The sequence below is a fragment of the Lacticaseibacillus salsurae genome (assembly GCF_045862175.1).
GTDB classification, from domain to species: Bacteria; Bacillota; Bacilli; order Lactobacillales; family Lactobacillaceae; genus Lacticaseibacillus; species Lacticaseibacillus salsurae.
In genome coordinates, this window is the sequence record NZ_BAAFZI010000046.1 from 1 (window position 1) to 18,791 (window position 18,791).

An 18,791-nucleotide genomic window follows, 5' to 3' on the forward strand; every position below is an offset into this window, starting at 1 on the left:
CTCAACTTTTGCACGGAACACTGCACGAGCCTTGATCACCGGTATTGCCTATAACCTGGTTCAGCTCTTTAAACAGCTCTTTGTCTCGGAAGACCGTCGTTCAACCATCTCCTCGCTACGGTTCAGTCTCTTTCACATCGCCGGTAGGATTACTTGGCACGCCCGTCGTGTGGTGATTCATCTTGCTTCTAACTATGTTTACAAGAACTGGTTTAGTCGGCTCATGGACGAAGTCCATCAGTTGGCGACCTGAACTGAATAACTGAATAGGTCGTGCGTCGAGCCGAAAACTGGGTCGGTCTGTTCGTGGTGCATCGATCACCAACTTCTCCGCTCAGTCAGTATTCGCAACGCTCCAAACGTTGCTTTCAGACCGGCCAGATGCGATTTCATGTCCCAAATACCGAGGTGAATAATCCAGGTTTAAATACCAATACCCTGCAAATCGCCGGAATTAAGGTAGAAAAAGGGAGTGTAGCTACTGACTGGTCTGCTAACCCCGCAGATAATGCTACTGTTACCTCAGTAACAAACCTTTCAGCTACCGTGGATGGCATGAAGTCTGATATCTCCAAGAAAATTGAGTCGAAGGACCTTAATGGTTATGCTACTCAAACCTGGGCGCAAAATCAGATTAAAACGACTGCCGATGGCATTAGCGGAACTTTATTAACTGTCAAGAATACTGTTGATGGGTATAATACTACTATTAACGATTTACAGGCTGATTCCGATGGGTTTAAGAGTCAGTTTACAACAGTTAATGATACTTTAGGTAAGCAAACTACGGATATTGGAACTCTTCAGGCATCATCTAAAGAATTAACCAGTGGATTTAATACACTTACAAGTGATAATACGACTAATAAGAATGACATTAGTCAACTTAAACAGACTTCTACCGAACTTAGTAGCACTATGACGACTGTTCAAACACAGGTTCAAAATAGTGCAGTAGGAACTAACTTAGTAACTGGAACCAGTGAAGACACTGTCATTGATGATACTGCCAACACCGGTACACAAGGTTGGTGTTACTATACATTTAACCTGACGCAACAGCTAAAAGTTGGTAATCAGATTACTGTGTCTGCTGAGGGCATGTTAACTGGCCGAGGAGACCTAAGCGCCTATGATGCAATCTTGTTTGACTCTCATATAACTTATGCGCGGAGTAATTCACAACGTTTAACCGCTGGAACAAGGTCAAGTGTAACCCTTGAAGTTAATAATCTTAATGGTACGGGTGATACAGTCCTACTTATTTATGCGGGCAATAGCGGTGACACTGAGGGCAAAAAGAATGTCATTCATCATCTCAAAGTTGAAGAAGGTAGTTTAGCTACTGATTGGTGTCTTAACCCAGCTGACACAGCTACGGTTACTGCTTTGTCCAAGCTTTCTCAAACCGTGGATGGTCTTACTGGTACCTTTGCAACCAAGAACGACCTTGCAACTACCACTACACAGCTTAAATTAACGTCTGATGGTCTTAACCTGATTACTGCCGTGACTGGCACTAATGGCGAAAACGTTACTCAGGTCATCACTGATGTAAATAACATTAAGACCACGATGACTGGTGCAAATGGCGTTACAACAAGACTTCAAACACTCGAAGGTTTCCAAAGTACCGCAACCAGCAATATTACGAATCTTCAAACTCAGCAAACGACACTTGCGGGTCAATACACGAGCTTAATCGAATCTGCGGATAACAAAGTTCTCACACCGTGGTTTGATGATAGTCAAACTGGTACATGGAACAATCCGTCAACTCAAATTGTCGGTGGGCCGGATTCGAACGTGCAGGGGATAACTGGACATTCAAAATATCTGAAATTGTTTGGTCGAGATAACTACGAGGGCGGTGTAGGCTGGTTTTCTGTTACGCCTGGAGAAGTTTATTATTTTAGCGGCTACATGGGTAACTGGGGGACTACTTATGCCGTCGGTGTCGGTCTTAACTTTGTAACTGAGGATGGGACGCTCTCTTGGGTGAAAGCCACTGGTTTTCCAGCAAATAGCAAAACCCCGATGTCTGCCATCACTGGAAGTATCACGGTTCCAGCAGGTGTAGTTCGGGCTCAAACATGGGTGCAAATTGATGGACCAGCAGGCACAGATTTAGGTTACGCGGCTATTAGTGGATTACGGATTAGCAAATCGGCATCGAATAGCCAAATCACGCAACTGCAAGGCCTGATTGATCAGCGCGTCATGGTTGACGGTAAAATAGCGGCCGCTTTGAGCCTGTCTGCTGATGGCGGTGGGACAGTGACAATCCGAGGTGCAAGTCTTTTTGTCACTGCTTCCAGTCACTTTGATGATGCGTCTATCCAGTCAGCGGCTATTGCTAACCTCGATGCTGAAAAAATCACATCTGGTTCAATCGCCGCTGACCGTCTCGCGACGACTAAGCTCAACGCTGACAATATCACCAGCGGGAGTATAGCGGCGGCTCGTATTGCTACCACGGCTTTGAGTGCCACTAACATCATATCTGGCACGCTTGATGTTGGTAAGCTGACAGTCAAAAACTTATCTGCCGACATGATCGCGTCGGGTACGATCGACGCGTCGAAGATCACGGTCAAAAATTTATCTGCGTCGAACATTATTGGAGGTGAACTCGATGCCGGCTTAGTCAATGTTAAAAATATCAACGCCTCTAACATCATAACGGGCACGTTAAACGCTGGTTTACTAAACGTGATTGGGCTGAATGCTAGTGCGATCGCAACTGGGACGATTACGGGTGCCAACCTAGCGATCAATCTCAACAGCGGACAAGTTGTCTTTCAGTCTGGACAGATTCACTCTTCTACCAACAATATCGACATTAATATCGATAAGGGCTATATGTCTGTTGCTGATAGCACTAGTCGTGTATTACTCAAAGGCGGTCAACTTCAGTTCGTTCAGCCACAGTTGTTTGACTTGCAAACCACGCCGTATCTGTCCATCTCAAACGATGGTGTCGGGTCCAACTGGGCCGGTGCAACGATTGTTGGACGCGATAGTATCATGCTTGCTAATTCAGCAAACGTCGGCGACATCCTGACGTGGCAACTCGGTCAAAATACTTTCAGCGGACTGATAAGTGGGAAGAACTCAAACGGTAATTGGGAACCAACGATTTTAGGTGGCGCTGAACGTGGCGTTGTCATTGTTGGTGGCACAGTAACTTCTGATATTGTTGCCAGCTCGCCATATATTCGTGTTGGATCTTCACCCGACGGCCAAAGCGCTGGCAGTCGTATTTACGTGAAGGCACAGTATTTCTATGTTCCGAGCACATACAATCACACCTATTCTGGTTCGGCAAATGTAATCGTGGCACCTGACGGCGCGTTATTGCGTACCGCATCAGCCACGAAATATAAGTCCAATATCGAGCGTTTCCGCAACACTGATATGGGCGAAGCGTTGCTCAACCTGCCGCAAGCGCATTGGTACAACAAAGGCGACATGCAACGGTACGCTGATGAGCCACAGTACTACTCAATGCCCAAACTTGACTACGGCATGATTGCTGAAGATCTCGCGGCGGCAGGGTTGGAAGATTTAGTTGTCCGTGGCGATGATGGTCAGCTTGAAGATATTCGCTACGACCGCTTCGGCCCCGCTTTGTTACCACTACTCGCCAAAATGAAACAAGAAATTGAAGAACTCAAGTCAGCGGCTAAGTCCGCATAGGAGAAAAATAATCATGAAAATCACTTTAAAGAACTCAGTTATTAGTAAGGCGTCTAACTTCATCGAAAAGGTATCAGCAAAGGGTCGCGATGCAATTGCCCTGGCGAAGTTCAAGAAGTTACTGACCAAGAAACTTCAAGAAGCCGGTGGTGATGAACAGGCTTTGCTTGACCAATACACCATCGGCGAAGGCGAATCCAAGAAGGTTGATCCGGAACGATTGGATGAATACAAGAAAGAACACGAATCATGGATTGACCAAGATGCCGAAATTGAAGGTGGCACCTATGTGAACCACATTGACGATGTAAACCGAATCTTGGACGCCTGGGTCGACAACCACGAAATCGCTGGGCCTGACCTAGATGGCTATTTGGCATTACACGAAGCATTTGAAGACGCAAAAGACACGGCTGACGAAGCCAAGGAGGACTAATCATGGACATTAAATTAAAGAGTATCGGTTTTAACCTTGCAGACGATGAAGCAACGACCTCAAGTATTGATTGTAACTATCAAAGCTTTGGCACTGGGGATGATGCAGGAAATAGCTTGAACTGCAATGTACGCTTGACCGCATCCGATTTGACCACCGACGGCCAAACGCTTGATGACTTGTCGAAAAAGCAAGCCGACGAACTCGCCCGTAGCGTTGCCGCAAAGTGGTTCGCAGTCGTGGACATTCCAGTCACTAGTGGCGATACCACGCCAACAACCGAAAAATGAGTACGGCGGCATGGGTAGTTGTCACAGTTTTTGGAGTGATCGCCATCTTTGCACTTCTGGGTGGCGACAAGAAAAAGTAGGAAAGAGATGACATATGTGCCACCACATTACTTTGGTGGGCTGAGCCTAGCCGAGTGGGCGAGTGTGATTGCAATCATCACATTCATTGCGACGTTGGTCAGCCTGCTTTTTAAATACGCTGTTTTTGGTCCTTTACGAGGGGACCTTAAGGAGCTCACGGATGCTATTAGTGCATTAAACCATGGACTTGATGACTTGCGTCACGATCACAATTCGCTCGAAAAAAGGGTGGATGACCACGATCGTCGGCTTGACCGTCATCATGAGCAAATCAAAAATTTATACAACCGAGGTGAAGGTAAATGAAATTTAATTGGAAGCTGCGGCTTTTCAACAAGCAGTTTTGGCTGGCATCCGTGCCGGCTATTTTACTGCTAGTGCAAGCCGTAATGGCACCATTTGGCTATAAGTGGGACTTTGCCAATCTTGGCACACAACTCACCGGCATCATTAACGCGGCGTTTGCTTTGTTGGCGATTGTCGGCGTAGCTTATGATCCGACTACTGACGGGTTTAAAGATTCGCTGGATGCACAGCAACGCAAGACGCCAAAGAAGGAGGACAAGTAACATGGTTAAGTATGACTATACGTATCAGCTTGGCACAAATGAAGGTTCTTCAGCCACAGCTTCAAATCAGTATATTATTCTGCACGACACTGGCAATGCGAACAATGCGGGAACTAACAGTGCTCAGAATGAAGCCAGTTACATGCACGGCCACTGGGGCAACGCTTATACTCATGCTATTGCAGGCTGGGATCGCGTCTACATCATCGGCGAACCTGGCTATGTGGCATATGGTGCAGGATCACCAGCCAACGAGCGTTCGCCGTTCCAGATTGAACTGGCCCGGTATGCTGACCATGCTAAGGCCATCTCCGCATACAAAAATTGGGTCGCGGCGGCAGTCGAGCACGCTAAGAAGTACGGTATCCCGCTGACCTTGGACGGCGCAGGGAACGGCATCAAATCACACAAGTGGGTGTCTGACAACTTGTGGGGTGACCACCAAGACCCATATGGCTATTTGTCCTCCATTGGGATCAGCAAGGCACAACTGGCTGCTGACCTCAAAAATGGTGCAGGATCAGTACCTACTACATCCACACCAGTACCTAAGCAAGTATTAGCTAAACCAGTGACTGCTAAAGGCTCCGTGCTTACTAATGTGAATTACGATTTGCACCAGCTCAATGGTACTTGGTTAGGCGAAGTCACTAACTTCAGCAGTGATCCGGTAAACGGCTTTGCTGGCAATCCCAACCACGCTCACGATGCGCTGGTGATGAAAGTTAGCCATGGTAGCGTGAAGTATCGTGTCCACACGGTGCAAGATGGTTGGCTTCCAGTAGTTCGTGACGACACCGGCTTTGCGGGTATGCTTGGCGAGCCGCTTGACCGATTGCAAATTAAAATTGGAACGGCCAATCCGTTCTAGCTCATTAAAACTCATTACAGCTCATCATTGCCTCACTCTGCTAACGCGGGGTGGGGCTTTTTTGTGCAAAAAAATAAGCCCAACTGGGCGACGTTTGCGTTATTTAAATGTGATGTGTGAGAGCGTATTTTGACCAGATAGTGACCAGATTTAACGGGAAACAACCAGATATTAACGGGAAACTAGGGCATTGAGTGGGGTAGTAATGATATACTTGAATCCATGCCAACAGCGGCTTTAGGCCGTTTTAAAGAGCAGATATTATTTACCAAAGTTGGTACACCTAACACTAGTCAAAGCACTATGAATGCGCTATGATTAACACAGAAAAACGTTTTCTATGGAGGGCATAATCTTGGATTTATTTGAAAGCTTAAGCAACAAGATCACCGGTAAGGATTTACGCATCGTGTTCCCTGAAGGCACTGACCCCCGCATTGTTGGCGCGGCAGTACGTTTGGCTGCCAGCGGCTTGATCCGCCCAATTCTATTGGGAAATCCTGAAGCCATTGGGAAAGTCGCAACCGAAAAAGGTTTCGACATTTCCAAAGTTTCGGTGCGCGACCCAGAAACAGACGCTTTCCATGACGAAATGGCCGCAGCGTTTGTCGAACGCCGTCATGGCAAAGCCACAGCGGAACAAGCTGAAAAAATCGTCCGCGATCCTAACTATTTTGGTACCATGTTAGTTTACATGGGCAAAGCAGACGGCATGGTATCTGGGGCGGTACACTCAACGGCTGATACTGTGCGCCCAGCCTTGCAGATCGTCAAGACGCGTCCAGATGCCACTCGCATTTCTGGCGCCTTCATCATGCAACGTGGCCGCGACGAGCGCTACTTGTTTGCCGATAACGCTATCAATATCGACCCTAACGCCCAAGAATTAGCCGAAATTGCAGTGGAATCTGCGCGGACTGCTAAGATCTTTGACATTGATCCGAAAGTGGCGATGCTCAGCTTCTCCACTAAAGGCTCTGCCAAAGCCCCACAAGTGGACAAAGTGGTTGAAGCTACCGAAATCGCTCATAAGCTCAATCCTGAGCTGGCTTTGGATGGGGAATTACAGTTTGACGCTGCCTTTGTCCCAACCGTGGCTAAACTCAAAGCGCCTGATTCACAAGTGGCCGGTTATGCCAACGTCTTTATCTTCCCAGACTTGCAATCCGGCAACATCGGCTACAAGATCGCCCAACGCTTTGGCAACTTTGAAGCCATCGGCCCGATCTTACAAGGCTTGAATGCCCCAGTGGCAGACTTGTCTCGTGGGTGCAATGAAGAAGATGTATATAAGTTAGCCATCATCACCGCAGCCCAAGCATTAAACTGATCATGATCTGCAGTCATCGGCGTTTGCCGATGGCTTTTTTGTTATAATCAAGGTATTCAACTAACGCTGATAGCATCAGTAAAAGGGAGCGACGACATGGACATTGCAAATGAACAAGTGCTTCAAACTTGGGCCAAAGAAAAAGTGGCGCCACAACTTCAACCCGGCGACGTGTTGTTGCTAGATGGTGATCTTGGCGCGGGCAAAACCAGCTTCACCAAAGGCTTGGCTGCGGGACTTGGCATCGACAAACCGGTCAAAAGCCCAACGTTTACCATTATCCGTGAGTATCAACAAGGCCGCTTGCCACTGTATCACATGGACATTTACCGCTTAGAAGATGGCGGCGTCGACGATCTTGGCTTAGAGGAATATTTTGAAGGCGATGGGGTATCAGTGGTGGAATGGCCGGAATTTTTAGGCTTGGCGATGCCAGAGACGTATTTGATGATCCATATCGTCAAAGACGAAAATCTCGATGAGGCGCGCCACATCAGCTTTACCGCCAAAGGGGCGCGTTTTGAAAGCTTGCAGGCGGCGATTGAAGCGTAAGGCTTGCCGCGCTACAATGAAAGCATCACATTAAAAGGACCTGAGAAAATGAAAATTGAAGAAGGCTACATGCCGTTTCATGAATTCAAAACATATTATCGCATCGTCGGCGAGCCCAATCCTGATCTTGCGCCATTGTTGTTGATCCATGGCGGCCCTGGGTCGTCACATAATTATTTTGAATTGATCGATGATTACGCTGAACAGTCTGGCCGCCAGCTGATCATGTATGATCAAGTCGGCTGTGGCAAGTCCAGTTTGCCTGAAGACGAAAAGTGGTACGTCAAAGAAACTTGGGCCGAAGAACTGATCGCGTTGCGCAAGTATTTGCACTTGGATCAAGTCCACATGTTAGGCCAATCTTGGGGCGGGATGTTGGAAATGTTTTACCTCACCCAATATGCGCATGCTGGCGTGAAGTCAGTGATGATCGACGGATCGCCAGCTTCCATCAAGTTGTGGACGCAAGAACAACATCGCTTGATTTCTTATTTGGAAGCTGTTGACCGCGAGGCGATTGCTGAAGCCGAACGTACAGGTGACTTCTCGGGTCCCAAATACTTAGCCGCCAATGATCGCTACATGGAGCGCTACTGCTGGGATGACCCCACACCTGATTCACCAGAACCACTGCGGCGGCCAACTAACGGCAAGCGCGCCAGCTTGATTGCTGAAGGGCCTAACGAATTCACGGAAAATGGGACGATCTCAGACTTTGATGTGACTGACGATTTGCATAAAATCGATGTGCCAACGCTTGTGACTAGCGGTACTGATGATCTGTGCACACCGTTGATCGCCAAATCCGTTTACGATCATATTCCTGGTGCAAAGTGGCATTTGTTTGCCAACTCTCGCCACTTGGCACTGTTGGATCAACACGATGAGTTCATTTCAGTATTGGACAATTGGCTTAAAAATAACGATTAGGGTCAAAAGCTTGCAACTTAGATTGCAGGCTTTTTTGAGTGGGGGAAGCGGTTTTGATCAAAAAAACAATGGTTGGCGAAAATTTTTTTCGTCGAAAATTGGTCGATTTGTGGGAACAAATATTCAAGCCGTAATTTGAGCTAAAGGCTTTGATTTTGGAAAGTATAGTCCGACGGCCAAACGGCTTTCAGAAAAATATTTTTCACGCCGAATGCGAGGTAAATTGTTTTCACAGTATTTATCAATCAATCGATAAATTGGTTTAGACCAAAATCAGCGAGATTCCACTGATATTTTCAAATCCCCTTAAATGGTTGTCAGATTCCAAAATCTTTCTTATCAAAAAGTGCGAAACGCTCACGTTTGTGGACATGTGAGTTAAGGTGACAAGTGATTTTTTCCATGATAAGATGCATGGATGTAGAAATGTCACTTAAATTTTGGGAGGGTTTTTGGGAATGAAACAACATTGGATGAAACGTATACTCACTGGCATCGCTGCGTTGGCGTTGGCATTGCCGATCGCATTTGGCTTGGGGCAACAACATCAAACTCACGCGGCTGATGACACACAAACCGTGATCTTAACTAAGTACGGGTTTGCGACCCCTCCAGTGGATGCTGAGCGTCAAACGGATCAAACGCCAACAGACGCGCAAACCGACTGGGCCAAAGAGGCACAAGCATTATCTGGCGTCCAGTTTCAAGTGTTTGATGTGACGCAAACGTACTGGGCGCATCCATCTGACAAAGTGCCAAGCGTTGTAGGGTTAAGCCCGATTGCCGCCGACAATGGCGACACCACTTGGACCACTGATGATCAAGGCCAGATCACGTTTACTTTGCCCACCAAAGTCACTTATCAAGCTGGCGGTCAGGAAGTCACCCATAACGCGGTTTACGTGTTCCATGAACTGCACTCGCGCACCGGTTATGACGCGGCTAGCAAAGACTTTATGCTGAGCTTACCAGCCAAGGCGGATCAAGACGGCAAGGTCTACGTTTATCCCAAAAACAAAAAACACGACACGTATAAACGCTACTTCCACAAAATCGATGGGGACACGAACAAAGATCTGGCCGGTGCCCAGTTCCAAATTCAAAACGCTGAAGGCCAATACTTACAGCTGACAAACGTCGATGGTAGCGTTTATGCACCAAAAGCTGGGTATATCGATACTGAAAGCTTGAACCTGCACTTCAGTTGGGTTAAAGAACAAACCTCTGCCACCAAGTTTGTCAGTGATGCCACAGGTGAGTTCGGTTTGAACGGTTTTGCCGACAAAACCACTAAATACACTGCCGTTGAAACTAAGGCGCCGGCAGGCTATGAGCCGGCCAATACCGAATTTACGGCCACTGAGACCACTGATGCCATTGAGATCAAAGATACACCGAAGCACTTGCTGCCACATACTGGTGGTGCCGGCATTTTGGCAATTGTTGCAGTCGGCATCGCGCTGATCGCGTTGGCTGCAGTTGGAATCTTCAAGCGTCAAGCACGCGCTTAAAGGAGTGGTCACATGTTGACCCACGCAAAGTTTTGGCGGTGGTTGGTCGCATTATTTGCCAGCCTTTTGGTCACTCAAGTCGTGGCGACTAATATGGCCACGGCGCATTTGATCGCCGCGGCGGATAACGGCCGTGATTTAAGTACGCTGGTGGCAGGCGGCAGCATTTTGGATCAGGTGCAAGCAACGTTTACTGACGCCAATGATCAGCCGATCCCCCAAGACCAAGTCACCACCACGTCAAAAATGCAGCTGGTGTATGACTGGTCGATCCCCGATAACGTCGCGAAGGCTGGCGATACTTTCCAGTTTGATCTGCCGAAAAATTTCATTTTGACGACTGGCTATCAAGTGCCGTTAAATGAAGGTAACGGCACGAGTTTTGGTGAATGTGTGATCACCCAAGCCGGACATGTGACGTTTACCTTCAATCAAAACGTTCAAATGTCTGATGTCAAAGGGCAATTTATGGTCACCAGCAACCAGTTGAAGTTTGATTCGTTAGGCCATCAAGATATTTTAGTGCCATTAGCCAAGGATCAAACCACGACGGTACCAGTCACCGTGATCCCCAACCACCGTGTTGACATTGCCAAAGCACCAGGTAGGCAAGTCGATACCAGTGATGAAATCGACTGGAAACTTGGTGTCAATAATATGTCACTGCCGATGAATGATGCAGTGATCGACGAACAATTGCCGGCTTCCTTGAAGCTGGTTGGCGTGTCGATCGAAACTGCCACAGCTGATCCAGATGCTGATGCAACCAGTGTTTCTGGGTGGACCAGCACTGGGCATCAGTTGGTCGAAAATCGCGATTTTGAAGTGGTCGACAACCACATTCAGTTGATCGGGGACTATGCCAACACCAACTCCCCACTGTTGGTCACCGTCAAAACCAAGTTGGCTGATCCCAGCCAGCCGTTAAACGGGGTCGACATTGCCAACAGTGTTTCGCTGTCATGGCATGGCGCGCAAATGCCGCCGACGCCACCGACAGCCCATAATCACGTTAATATCAGCTATGTGCCAAAGAAATGGCTCCAAAAAGATTTTCTTGGTCAAGGGGCAGATGCGCATCACTACCGCTGGAAAGTTCAGTACAACCAAGACAGCCAAGCTTTAGCAGCAGGTACCAAGTTGACAGATACGCTAGGTGCAGGCCAGCGCTTTTTAACGGATCAAAGTGGTTATCTTAAGTTGGCCACCGGCCGTTTTTGGCCAGGCAGCCCATCATTGGATGAACAACTCACCTTACAACCAGGCACCGATTACGATGTGTCTGTTGATGGTGATCAAATGGTGGTGACGTTGAAAAAAGCGCTCAGTGAACCGCTGATCTTAACTTATGATGTGTATGTTGAAGCCCCCACCAACGGTCAAGTCCTTGAAAACACAGTCAATGATGACAAAGGCCATCACGCGTCAAATACTGGGCGCATCGATACCACGCCGCAAGTCACCAAAACTGTCAGCGGCAGTGACCCAGCAGCGCACCACATCAGCTACACTGTTGATCTCAATGCCTCTAAGCAGCCGTTGACTGATTTAGTGCTCACTGACAAAATGTCCAGCAACGACGCGACGCATTCACAGGCCAGTTTGTTGGCAGACACGTTGAAGTTAGTCGACCAAACCACCAACCAAACGCTGGTTGAAGGAGCGGATTACACGTTGACGCCTAGTGGCAATCAATTTGTGCTGAAGCTCATCGGCCACTACGCGCAAACGAGTGATCATTTTCAGCTGACTTATACCGTTGGCTATGATCCTAGTGCCGATAGCGACACCATTTGGACCAACACATTGACAGGACCGAATATCAACACGCATGTCGATTGGCATCCGAACCCGCCAGATCAACCTGGCGATAAAACCACGCCACCAACTAAAAAAGGGATTTGGGAAGCGACGCAAAATCGTTTGCGTTGGGACATTGTGGTCAACCAAGATCAACATGCCCTTAACGGCGCCACGGTCACAGATACGATCGACGCTAATCAAGCTTTTGACAGCGTCGCGTTATATGAAACACACAAAGGTGACGATGATAAGTGGAAAATGGATGCCCAGATCAGCGAGGTGGCATACGACCTCAGCAATGATCGGCATGATCTCACGGTCCACTTGCCTGATTCCGCCAAAACGTATCTGATCATCGTGCGCACGAAACGCGTGGATCCGCTGGCGCAGATCAATTATCACGATACCGCCAATTTTAACCATGGGAATATGACGGAAACCACGCAGCCAGCGACGATTTATCCCGCTGGTTCTGGGGAGATCTTAGCCAAAACCGGCAAAGTCTCCAAAGCTAACGGCAACCAAGTGGATTGGCAAGTGACGATCAACAAGACGTTGGCGCACTTGACCAATGTCGTGTTGACTGATGTGGCCAGTGCCAATCAAAGCGTTGACGCAGATTCGTTTGCCATTTATCCTTTGGTGATGGATCCGAACAACTATAACGACGGCCGCGCCGAACCGGATAAAGATGCACCGTTGAAACGCGGCTTAGATTATGAATTGGTGCCGCATGTTGATGGTGAAACTGGCAAAACCACAACCATGATCCGCTTTGATCATGATATCGACCAGGCGTATTTGATCTGCTACCATTCGACGTTGATCGGCGCTTCAGGCAATGTGTCCAATCACGTTGCTTTGACTGCCGATCAAGTGACTGGCACCAATACCTCAACAGAATGCACTGTGCCAGTTTCTGGTGCTGGGGCGACGGTTGAAGGGACACCTGGCGTTTTCAAGGTGACGAAAACTGGGCCTGATGGGGAAAAACTCGCCGGCGCTGAATTTTCCTTGACGCCAGTGGGTGGGGGCAATGCCCGCACTGTCAGCACTGATGCCAACGGGGTGGCCAAGTGGCAAAATTTGTACACAGGCACCTATTATCTCAAGGAAACCAAAGCACCAGCAGGATATCAAATCGCACCTGACTATCAAGGACTAGGCCGAAAAATCGATCTGACCTTCAAAACTGACGCGACGACGCAAGCCATCACCGTGGTGAACGAAAAAGCCATTTTGCCGCATACTGGCGGGTGGCAGCGGGCCATCGCCTTGTTGATCGGCATGTTGCTGGTGGCCTTGGCCGGTGGGCTGATCGGTTGGCGCAAGCGGAAAGCAGGTGAGCGGATATGAGCAGATCGCACATTTGTTGGCTGAGCGTGCTAGCGGCGATCGTATTGGCGATCTTCTTGCCAACGCGTGCCGTTCATGCCGGCAGTACCACCATTCATTTAGCCGAGCCTGGGGAAACCGTGACGATCTATGATGTGTCGCCAGCGTGGTACGCCCACGCACCGCAAAATGCCACCGAGAAAATGGCGCAACAAGACCGCTTCGTCCAAACGCCGCCAGCAAATAAGCAATTGATCCAACAAGTTCAAGCTGACGCGCAACTGACCGCACATTTCGACCTGCCAGCCACTTGGCAGCATCGGCCGGCGGTGTACTTATTGCAAGCCAAATACGGCCAAAGCGTAGTGATCGTGATGCCGACCAAAGCGGCAACGTTAGACATTTGGCCTAAAGAACTGATCACCACGCCGCTACCACAACAACCGCATCACCACCTGCATCATCCGAACTTACCTGCCACTGGCGAAACCGTCAGTGGGTTGGGGATGTTAGGTGTTGTTGCGCTACTGGCCACGCTGGTTGTCAGCTGGCGTCAGCACGTGAAATAAAAAAGTCGGCGGAAGCCGGCTTTTTTAGGAGGATAATATGGGCAAAAAGCGACCTTTGTTAGGTGTGATCGACATTTTATTATTATTTGGCTTGTTGGCTGGGGCGGCGATCTTGGCGTATCCGTTTGTCAGCAACGCTTGGGTGACGCAGCAAAATCAAGCGCTGCTGAAGCGATACGCGCATCGTGAAACCGCCACGCAAAAAGCCAAGTTGCATACTGACTACCAAAAGCTCGTTGCTGCCAATCAGGCATTTCAACAAAGCGGCCAACAGCCTGGCTTATCGCGCTTTGACGCGGCTGTGGCAGATGCGCGCCAGCAAAAAGTCAAACGCGATGACAAAAAGCTCGCCGCTGATGAGATTGCCAAGCTCACGATCCCCAAAATCGGTGTTGACTTGCCAGTGTTTGCCAACACCAGTGATTGGCTATTACAATTCGGTGCGTGTCGGTTGAATGGCTCAGGTTTTCCGGTTGGCGGCCGCGGCAATCGACCGATCATTTCAGCGCATCGCGGGGTGCCCAATGCCACGTTGTTTACGCATTTACCGCAATTAAAGCGCGGCAACAAGTTTTATTTGACTGTGGGCGATCACAAGCTAGCTTATCAGGTGATCCAAAAACAAACCATTTTGCCAACGGACGTTAAGGCGTTAAAAGCCGTGCCTGGCAAAGATCTGGTGACGCTGATGACTTGTACGCCATATATGATCAACTCACATCGCCTGTTAGTCACTGGTCAACGCGTGCCTTACACCAAACAAGACGCTGCCAACCAACGCCTAGATGATTGGTTCAATCGGTTCTTGCCATGGCTATGGGTGTTTTTTGCCATCGCTTTTGGCTGGCTGTTTTACCATGTGGCGCGGGCATTGATGGTATCGCGCCAAGATTACCAGTTGCAAGTTTCCGCTGAACCGAATGCTGAGGTCACGCTTCGTAACGGTTGTTTTGGTAAAAGGCGGGTGCTCATTGCAGATGATCAAGGCCAAATCGCCCAAACATTGCCAGGTGGCAAGTATCACCTGGTGGGGCTACAGGGCATACGCCTGGCTTACGTGAAACATTTGCGCGACGCTCAATTCACGCTGAAATAACAAAGATGAGCCTCGGAGGATTTTTTAAAAAGCGCTTGCATTTTTAAATCTAAGGTGCTACACTGCATTTCTCAACAAAAGCAAATGTTAGAGCAGGTACCTTTTGTTGGGGAAAGCACTAAGCAAAGCAAGGCGGTTAGGTACATCGCACAAGCTTTGTGGCACCGAAGTCACCATGGGGCCGTAGCGTGGTGATATGATTTCCGTGGGCCTTAAGAGCGCTGGCGTACCGAAGAAATAGTCAGATGTAACTCCGGCAAAAAGTGAGTCACAGAAGCGACCCATCGCCTGTATCGATCGACCAACACAAGTTGAGCATTGAGACCACTGTCGCGCAGTTTCGTCCAATGACTCCTCAAGTTTGGCCATGACCGATCCCCGCGATGCGTCGGATTGTGCAAAACCCGGGATCCACCTGCACCATGTTTTACCCACAGCGCGTTTTAGGCTGTGGGCGAAGGAGTGCCCACGGGCATGACAACGTGTGACCGCACTAAGCGGTGACACTTCACAGACGTAAACTAAGGCACCTAAATTGGTGAAGTGGGCACTTTTTCAACCAAACGTTGAAAAAGTGCCTATTTTTTTGCATTGAGGGTCGACTGAAAGGGACGCTAACAAGGTCAAGTTACCTTGATACTGGTGAGGTGAAGGATATCAGCGGATCTCATCTGAAGGCATTCCAGTACTTCGCAAGGCCATGATCATACGGATCCTATTTTTCCTGAAACGGTGCGCGATGAAAAAAGAGCCGACGCGCTTTGCGTTGGCTTGTGCCAACATCAAAGCGGGTAGACTCCTTTATTAGGTTTATTCAACGACTAAGTAATCGCGCAACTGGCCAGCTTGGATCGGGTTGACCGTGGTAGTGATCAACGTGCCGTCTTCAGTGTAATCGGTTTTTGAGACGCTGGTTTCACGATTGATGAAATCGACCACCGCTCCTTTGTCAAAAGGAATCAGGTACTGGTTGGTTTCATCAGTGGCAAACAAGTGGTTTTGGATCAATTCAGTGAGCTTGTCCAAACTAGCGGAATCACGCGCTGAGTAGATCAAGTCGTCACCGTTGACTTCTGGGAAAATGGCGCCGTCTTTCAAGTCGGCTTTGTTGTAAGCCACGATCATTGGAATGTCGTGAATGCCGATGGAAGCCAAGGTTTTGTCAGTAACTGCCATCATTTCCGGATAATGGGGATCGGCGTAATCGACGACTTGGATCAATAAGTCGGCGTTAGCGGCTTCGGCCAAAGTGGCTTTAAAGGCTTCCACTAACGTATGCGGCAACTTGGACACAAAGCCGACTGTGTCAGAAAGCAAGAACTTGCGGTTATTCGGTAAGGTGATCTGACGCACTGACGTATCCAGCGTGGCAAACAGCATGTCTTTTTCAAACACTTGCTTGGTTTCTGGATAATCGGAGAACTTTGCCAGTAAGCCGTTCATGGTGGTGGACTTGCCGGCGTTGGTGTAGCCGACTAAGGCAACCGTTGGCATTTCCTTATCAGTACGCTTGGCACGACGGACTTCTTCGCCGATGTCAGCGTCTTTGAGTTCACGGCGTAAGCGAGCAATGCGTTTGTTCAACACCCGCTTGTCCATTTCCAGTTTGGTTTCACCAGCCCCACGGTTGGCGACCCCGCCGCCACCTTGCTGGTCAAGCTTGTTGGCACTAGGATGCAAGCGCGGTAACGCGTATTGTAGTTGCGCGATCTCAACTTGCATTTTGGCGGTTTTGGATTGGGCCCGGTTGGCGAAAATTTCCAAGATCAACTGGGTGCGATCGAGGATATGATGCTTGGTTTCGCGCTCCAAATTGCGCAACTGCGATGGCGACAATTCGTCATTGACCAACACCGTCGGCGCGTCGTAAGCGTCTGCCAGTTCTTTGATCTCAGCGACTTTGCCACTGCCAAAATAAAAGGCGGCAGTGGAGCGTTCTAAGTTTTGGCGCGACTCGCCAACCACCTCATAATTGTTGGCTTTGGCAAGTTCGACCAATTCAGTCATGGTATAGTCAAAATCTTCGCGGCCGCGAGAGATCCCAGTGACGATAACTTTTTCAGGTTGTAAAATATTGTCTTGCAAATTGACTCCTTAATGTTCGCAAACACACAAAAACGGTAGCGCTGGCTACCGTTTTTGTGTGTGCGAGCCTGCGTGTGAGTGATTAAGCTGTAGCGAACTTCTTGAAACGCATGGCGGCTCGCTCCCTTCGTCATAAGTTACCCCAAGTGTACCATGTTCGCTGAAACAGCGCCACTCATCAGCTGGTTGCGGGTGAGCAGGAGATGATCGAAATTTCGTTGACCGTAGATTGAAAAACAGATCAAAACAGGATCGACGCCTCAGCATCGATCCTGTTTTGATCTGCATTATTGTTGTTTCAACATGGCCTCAGTAACTAACTTGATCTGCCCTTTCACGGCGATGGGGTCATAGTAATACATTTTTTCAAAAGGCAATTGGATCACGTGTTTGGCTTTGACGGCTGGCAAGGCGCGCCACACCGCATTGGCGTTTAAGTCGCTGATGGTTTGTTTGGAGCCAGAAGTATTGGAAAAAAACAGCCAGTCGCCAGCATAAGTCGGTGACGCTTCCGTGGCGATCTGCTTATAGCCGCTACCGGCTTCAACTTTTTGGGCGGCTTTGGTGAGCTGAAAGCCCATGGCGGTGACGATCGCTGAACCGCCGCGGCCCCAAGTGGACCCGTCGACATATAATTTGTTGGCTTGCACATCAAAAAATGAAACAGTCGTGTTGGTCGGATCGATGCCAGCGGTTTTCAACTTCGCCACAGCTGTGTTGGCAGTATGTTTCAAGTCAGCGGTGACTTTTTTGGCTTGGGCTTGGCGGTTGAACAATTGGCCGAACTTGTCTAGCGATTGGTAGACGTTTCCAGTTGAGCCATAAGGAATGTACAGCACTGGCGCGATGGCTTTGAGCTTTTTGACGTCGGCTTCATTGGACGTGACGATCAAGTCTGGTTTTAATTTCAAGATCGCTTCTTGATTCATCGCGTTGCCTAGGTTTTTGATGCCTTTGGTTTGAGCCTTGCTCAGCCATGGATTGGCTAAGTCCATTTGCGTAGAGCCGACTACCGGCACCCCTAAGCTAAGCAGTTGATCCGTGTACACGGTTGAAACCACGCGCTTTGGGTGTGCCGGGATCTTAGTTTTGCCAGCTTCAGTCGTCACCGTGCGCATAGGTGTTGCAGGCGTCGTCGTGGTTTTGGCACAGCCTACCAGCAAGAAGCTTGTCAGTAGCGTCAGTAAAAGGGTGCGTTTTTTCATCGGTCAAACCTCCGTTTTGTCAACCACCCCTGAATGAATTCAGGGGCTTGCGGGGACAGAAGCCTTGGTGGCTTCCTTACCGCAGTTTCCACAGATATATTCTGTCGCCAACAATAATATGCCTGGATTATTCATAGAATTTCAAAAAAGCAGCGCAATCCCACGATTCACACGGGACTGCGCTGCTTTGGTGTTTCACCCATTGGGTGCGCCTATATGCTAAGGTTGAGTCAACGAAAACCATCACGAAAGCGAGGCTTCACACCATCTCAACTTTAACCAGCTTATCCCTGCAATGCAATACCAATGTGACTGTGACCGCCGACGGCGGTCAACTTTCAAATGACGCCGGGCTCGTTTTGTTCCAAGAGTTTCTTCATCGTATCAACTTTAGGCAACTTGCCAATCAGTGCCTCAAGTTACCAGACC

At 48.8% G+C, this 18,791-nt stretch carries 16 protein-coding genes; 14 read left to right on the top strand and 2 right to left on the bottom strand.

Annotated elements, in window-relative coordinates; translation table 11 throughout:
* The 14 genes from ACKTSG_RS11075 to ACKTSG_RS11140 all read left to right on the top strand — a co-directional run.
* The coding region (locus ACKTSG_RS11075) for a transposase (protein WP_407891817.1) at positions 1–253 on the top strand (253 nt) is incomplete at its 5' end.
* Between the two features lie 20 nt (positions 254–273).
* On the top strand, positions 274–3,699 hold the full coding sequence (locus ACKTSG_RS11080; RefSeq protein ID WP_407894765.1) for a beta strand repeat-containing protein: 3,426 nt from the start codon (positions 274–276) through the stop codon (positions 3,697–3,699).
* A gap of 13 nt (positions 3,700–3,712) precedes the next feature.
* Positions 3,713–4,135, top strand: coding sequence for a hypothetical protein (locus ACKTSG_RS11085; RefSeq protein ID WP_407894767.1), 423 nt, complete (start codon positions 3,713–3,715; stop codon positions 4,133–4,135).
* A gap of 2 nt (positions 4,136–4,137) precedes the next feature.
* Positions 4,138–4,425 carry a hypothetical protein gene (locus tag ACKTSG_RS11090; RefSeq protein WP_407894770.1) on the top strand — a complete coding sequence of 96 codons (288 nt, stop codon included), beginning with the start codon at positions 4,138–4,140 and terminating at the stop codon, positions 4,423–4,425.
* 87 nt (positions 4,426–4,512) lie between these two features.
* Complete coding sequence (locus ACKTSG_RS11095; protein WP_407894772.1) at positions 4,513–4,812, top strand: hypothetical protein; 300 nt, start codon at positions 4,513–4,515, stop codon at positions 4,810–4,812.
* The gene (locus ACKTSG_RS11100; protein WP_407894774.1) at positions 4,809–5,075 is read left to right on the top strand and encodes a phage holin; all 267 of its coding nucleotides are present in this window, start codon (positions 4,809–4,811) and stop codon (positions 5,073–5,075) included. The genes ACKTSG_RS11095 and ACKTSG_RS11100 overlap by 4 nt, the downstream gene beginning before the upstream one ends.
* Position 5,076: 1 nt before the next feature.
* On the top strand, positions 5,077–5,946 hold the full coding sequence (locus tag ACKTSG_RS11105) for an N-acetylmuramoyl-L-alanine amidase (protein WP_407894776.1): 870 nt from the start codon (positions 5,077–5,079) through the stop codon (positions 5,944–5,946).
* Between the two features lie 355 nt (positions 5,947–6,301).
* Complete coding sequence (gene pta, locus ACKTSG_RS11110) at positions 6,302–7,276, top strand: phosphate acetyltransferase (protein ID WP_407894778.1); 975 nt, start codon at positions 6,302–6,304, stop codon at positions 7,274–7,276.
* 96 nt (positions 7,277–7,372) lie between these two features.
* Entirely contained in the window at positions 7,373–7,828 is a 456-nt protein-coding gene (tsaE, locus tag ACKTSG_RS11115; protein WP_407894780.1) for a tRNA (adenosine(37)-N6)-threonylcarbamoyltransferase complex ATPase subunit type 1 TsaE, read from the top strand.
* 48 nt (positions 7,829–7,876) lie between these two features.
* Entirely contained in the window at positions 7,877–8,758 is an 882-nt protein-coding gene (pepI, locus tag ACKTSG_RS11120) for a proline iminopeptidase (protein ID WP_407894782.1), read from the top strand.
* A 458-nt stretch (positions 8,759–9,216) separates the two neighbouring features.
* Positions 9,217–10,269, top strand: coding sequence for a pilin N-terminal domain-containing protein (locus ACKTSG_RS11125; RefSeq protein ID WP_407894784.1), 1,053 nt, complete (start codon positions 9,217–9,219; stop codon positions 10,267–10,269).
* A gap of 12 nt (positions 10,270–10,281) precedes the next feature.
* Complete coding sequence (locus tag ACKTSG_RS11130; RefSeq protein WP_407894786.1) at positions 10,282–13,428, top strand: collagen binding domain-containing protein; 3,147 nt, start codon at positions 10,282–10,284, stop codon at positions 13,426–13,428.
* Positions 13,425–13,976: an LPXTG cell wall anchor domain-containing protein gene (locus ACKTSG_RS11135; protein ID WP_407894788.1), complete on the top strand. Its 552-nt coding sequence runs from the start codon at positions 13,425–13,427 to the stop codon at positions 13,974–13,976. Before ACKTSG_RS11130 ends, ACKTSG_RS11135 begins: the two co-directional genes overlap by 4 nt.
* 37 nt (positions 13,977–14,013) lie before the next feature.
* On the top strand, positions 14,014–15,072 hold the full coding sequence (locus ACKTSG_RS11140; protein ID WP_407894790.1) for a class C sortase: 1,059 nt from the start codon (positions 14,014–14,016) through the stop codon (positions 15,070–15,072).
* Between the two features lie 810 nt (positions 15,073–15,882).
* On the opposite strand, the gene hflX is transcribed toward ACKTSG_RS11140, so the two are convergent.
* Together hflX and ACKTSG_RS11150 are read right to left on the bottom strand one after the other, a co-directional pair.
* Positions 15,883–17,157 carry a GTPase HflX gene (hflX, locus tag ACKTSG_RS11145; RefSeq protein ID WP_407894792.1) on the bottom strand — a complete coding sequence of 425 codons (1,275 nt, stop codon included), beginning with the start codon at positions 17,155–17,157 and terminating at the stop codon, positions 15,883–15,885.
* A gap of 287 nt (positions 17,158–17,444) precedes the next feature.
* Entirely contained in the window at positions 17,445–18,362 is a 918-nt protein-coding gene (locus ACKTSG_RS11150) for an ABC transporter substrate-binding protein (protein WP_407894794.1), read from the bottom strand.
* Positions 18,363–18,791 lie beyond the last annotated feature (429 nt).

Bases quoted from the DNA above. Each gene is read 5' to 3' on its own strand.
- ACKTSG_RS11085 (WP_407894767.1), top strand. From the start codon at position 3,713: ATGAAAATCACTTTAAAGAACTCAGTTATTAGTAAGGCGTCTAACTTC.
- ACKTSG_RS11090 (WP_407894770.1), top strand. From the start codon at position 4,138: ATGGACATTAAATTAAAGAGTATCGGTTTTAACCTTGCAGACGATGAA.
- ACKTSG_RS11095 (WP_407894772.1), top strand. From the start codon at position 4,513: ATGACATATGTGCCACCACATTACTTTGGTGGGCTGAGCCTAGCCGAG.
- ACKTSG_RS11100 (WP_407894774.1), top strand. From the start codon at position 4,809: ATGAAATTTAATTGGAAGCTGCGGCTTTTCAACAAGCAGTTTTGGCTG.
- ACKTSG_RS11105 (WP_407894776.1), top strand. From the start codon at position 5,077: ATGGTTAAGTATGACTATACGTATCAGCTTGGCACAAATGAAGGTTCT.
- tsaE (WP_407894780.1), top strand. From the start codon at position 7,373: ATGGACATTGCAAATGAACAAGTGCTTCAAACTTGGGCCAAAGAAAAA.
- pepI (WP_407894782.1), top strand. From the start codon at position 7,877: ATGAAAATTGAAGAAGGCTACATGCCGTTTCATGAATTCAAAACATAT.
- ACKTSG_RS11125 (WP_407894784.1), top strand. From the start codon at position 9,217: ATGAAACAACATTGGATGAAACGTATACTCACTGGCATCGCTGCGTTG.
- ACKTSG_RS11130 (WP_407894786.1), top strand. From the start codon at position 10,282: ATGTTGACCCACGCAAAGTTTTGGCGGTGGTTGGTCGCATTATTTGCC.
- ACKTSG_RS11135 (WP_407894788.1), top strand. From the start codon at position 13,425: ATGAGCAGATCGCACATTTGTTGGCTGAGCGTGCTAGCGGCGATCGTA.
- ACKTSG_RS11140 (WP_407894790.1), top strand. From the start codon at position 14,014: ATGGGCAAAAAGCGACCTTTGTTAGGTGTGATCGACATTTTATTATTA.
- ACKTSG_RS11150 (WP_407894794.1), bottom strand. From the start codon at position 18,362: ATGAAAAAACGCACCCTTTTACTGACGCTACTGACAAGCTTCTTGCTG.